Below are 2,932 nucleotides of genomic sequence, written 5' to 3'. Positions count from 1 at the left end.
CAAATCCGATCACCGCCTTAGCTACAACTGAATTATTTATGCCGGTGTGGCGGAATAGGCAGACGCGCTGGACTCAAAATCCTGTGCCCTCACGGGCGTGCCGGTTCGACCCCGGCCACCGGTATTACGAAGGACCCTAGTGTATATTACATTGGGGTCCTTTATATTTTTCAGAATGTTTAGTGTTAGTGGAAACCTTAGGCTTTCCATTAACATTATTTTTTTAGGCTGAATTCCCGAAAATCTAACAAGACGTTAGACTGTAACTCTAACAAATGCTGATTTAATCGGTTCTAAAATTTTGAGTGTTGGTGAGGAAATCCTTACTGACACTCTTTTTTATTTTGTACAAAAAAAGCCAGTGAATTCCTTTTTAATATAGTCACCACAACCATCAAAAGGAGAATTCACTTGGCATATATACATAGTACCGCAAAATTGTCCGAAATTTAAGCCCCAATAGTGTATTTTTAGCTAGAATAGGCACAAAAACTGATTAAAGCTGTTATATTTAAAGGTATTACAGATTCTGAATGATATTGAGTCTATTTTAATTCTGGATTGTCAACACTATTTCAAGCAAATATTATAAGGTCTGTAATCGATACTCGACAGGTGTTTGGTAACCGAGTGTTCCATGAATTCTAATATGATTAGCCAAATGGACATAATTATTTAATTCGAGTGTTATTTGCTCTAAACTATTAAAATAGGGACCTTTAGTAAATTCTGTTTGACCACTTTAAACATTACTTCAGCTACTGCGTTGTCATAAGGGCATGTTTTTGCACTTTAAGAGCATTGAATGCCAAACGTTGTCAAGGCCTCTTAAATTAATTAGTTGTTGAATTCACTCCACGATCTGTGTGGAATAGTTCAATTAAATGCAACGGTCGTTTAATGCTGGAAATAGTGCTATAAACGAGTGCTACAGTTTTATTGGCGCAGCACTATGACCAATAATTTCACGATTAAACAGATTAAGAAATAAGCAAACATAATGCCACTTGACGTTTACTCGAACAAAGGTTAAATCACTCACGACAACTGCTAATTCAGGTTGATGAATTAACGCTCTGTTAAGAACTTTGGTCACTTTTTCTTCGTTTACATTGGAAGTAGTTGCTTTAAATTGAGCGATTGTGTAGTGAGAAATCGAGCCTTCTTCTGCCATGATGTGGCCAATACGGCTTCTTGATAAAATTAATCTTCTTTTTTTAGTTCGACTTTAATTTTTCTTGTCCCATAAATGTTTCGACTCGCTTTAAAAATTCGAATAATTGTTTCGTTTAACTTGCGATCACTTGTCGTTTTCCTTTTAGCTTCATAGTAATAAGTGCTTCTTGCAATTTCCAGGACTTTACTCATTGCTGACATCGGTTGTGACCAATCACATCTACTTTTGAACATAATCAGCACTGCTTGCTTTAGAATATCATTTTTCATTAACAAGCGTTGATTTTCTTTATGCAACTTCATTAATTCATCTTCTTCTGGTGTACGATTATCCTTTTTACTAAAAGAACCAGATGTTCTAAATTACTTCACTCACTTATCGAAGGTGGATGGCATAAGTTCATATTCTCTTAAAATATCCACACGAGGTTTTCCATTTTCGTATAGTCTGACTAATTGGCTTTTAAACTCTCGTTTTCAGGTTCTTTAGTTTAATTCAACCAGGCCTTAATTTTTCTGTCTAACTTAGTGTAACCTATCTAGACGGACGGATCTTTGGGTAATGTCTGTGTGCCACCCTAAGCAATTAGATGATATTAAGAAACTAGTATAAAAAAAGTAATACACTACTTAAAAAACGTTTGTTATTGTAAGTAGTTTCTCTCTCAATATTTTTAAGTTCAATCCTTATCATAATTCATCATGAAAGTAATAATTATGATGACTAACGATAACGATTATCTAATCTGACATTAACTTAATCCCTTAATAGCTAAAGAGTTGGAAGAGTACTTTATTTCCAGCAAAAGCAATTACTTAAATTTATTTAGTTCTTTATGAAGTGGAACAACTAGCGCGTAAATTTAAATTAACATGGCATGTTTACCAGTGAATAGCTATTGGTTATTTCTTGAACTAAAAACAGCCATTCGAATTGATAGAAAAATTAGAGATGAGAACTTTAACCTTTTTCTTAAATGATTTAGTATTTAGAAAGAAATTATACAAGTATAGATGTTTGGTGGATGTGAAGAACTCAATTTGAAAGTTGAAATAACTTTTATCAAAATTACCCGTTCATTTTTAATTTTGAAAATAAGAAATAGTAATCGAAATAGGTGTGAATTTTTCAAAAAAGTTTTGTGTTGATTATTCTAAATTAACAGTTAGATTAAAAAAATAATATATAAAAAATAAAATCAGTAGCAAATTTGATACGCATTAAAATATAAAAACGAGTGAAAAACAGGAAAACTTTATTGCGATTTTAAAACAACTAATACTTTGATTCTAGAATGTTTAGCAAGATATTCTAACCCTATAATCATAAAAAGTTAAGAAATGTTACCTTTTGACTGATTATTGAATGTAGTTAGCGATAATTAGAGTAGTGAGTAGTGAGTAGTGAGTAGTGAGTAGTGAGTAGTGAGTAAGTGTTTCAGATAGAATTAAAATGGATAAGCGTATAAACTTCTAGTTTACACCATAAGCAAAATACAGATCTAAAAGAGTTAATTACAATTGTTATCCAATATAAATGTTAATAATAAAAGTAAAAATATAATTACGCATAAAAATCTCAAGAAAGCAGGACGCAAAGGGAATATAAAGAAAAATCGGAAAATTTTAAAGAAATTCTTAAAAAGGTTTGACAGAAATAGGCGAAGCATGTTATATTATTTCTTGTCGTCACGAGGCGACACAAACTAAACAAAATCTTCTGTCTAAGTGACATGCGAAACGGTTGAAAACTTTT

1 tRNA gene and 1 pseudogene are annotated in these 2,932 nt (G+C 32.1%); one reads left to right on the top strand and one right to left on the bottom strand.

What is annotated here, in order from left to right:
• The first annotated feature begins 40 nt into the window (after positions 1 to 40).
• Positions 41 to 124: transfer RNA gene (locus tag GF867_RS13535), tRNA-Leu, on the top strand.
• A 462-nt stretch (positions 125 to 586) separates the two neighbouring features.
• Here the strand turns inward: GF867_RS13535 and GF867_RS13530 are convergent.
• Positions 587 to 1,650 (bottom strand): annotated as a pseudogene (locus GF867_RS13530) (IS3 family transposase); the annotation flags it as partial.
• Positions 1,651 to 2,932 lie beyond the last annotated feature (1,282 nt).

It is taken from the genome of Fundicoccus ignavus (genome assembly GCF_009659375.1).
Lineage (GTDB): Bacteria > Bacillota > Bacilli > Lactobacillales > Aerococcaceae > Fundicoccus > Fundicoccus ignavus.
The sequence above is the reverse complement of the archived record's forward strand: the minus strand, read 5'-3'. Positions and strand labels throughout refer to the sequence as shown.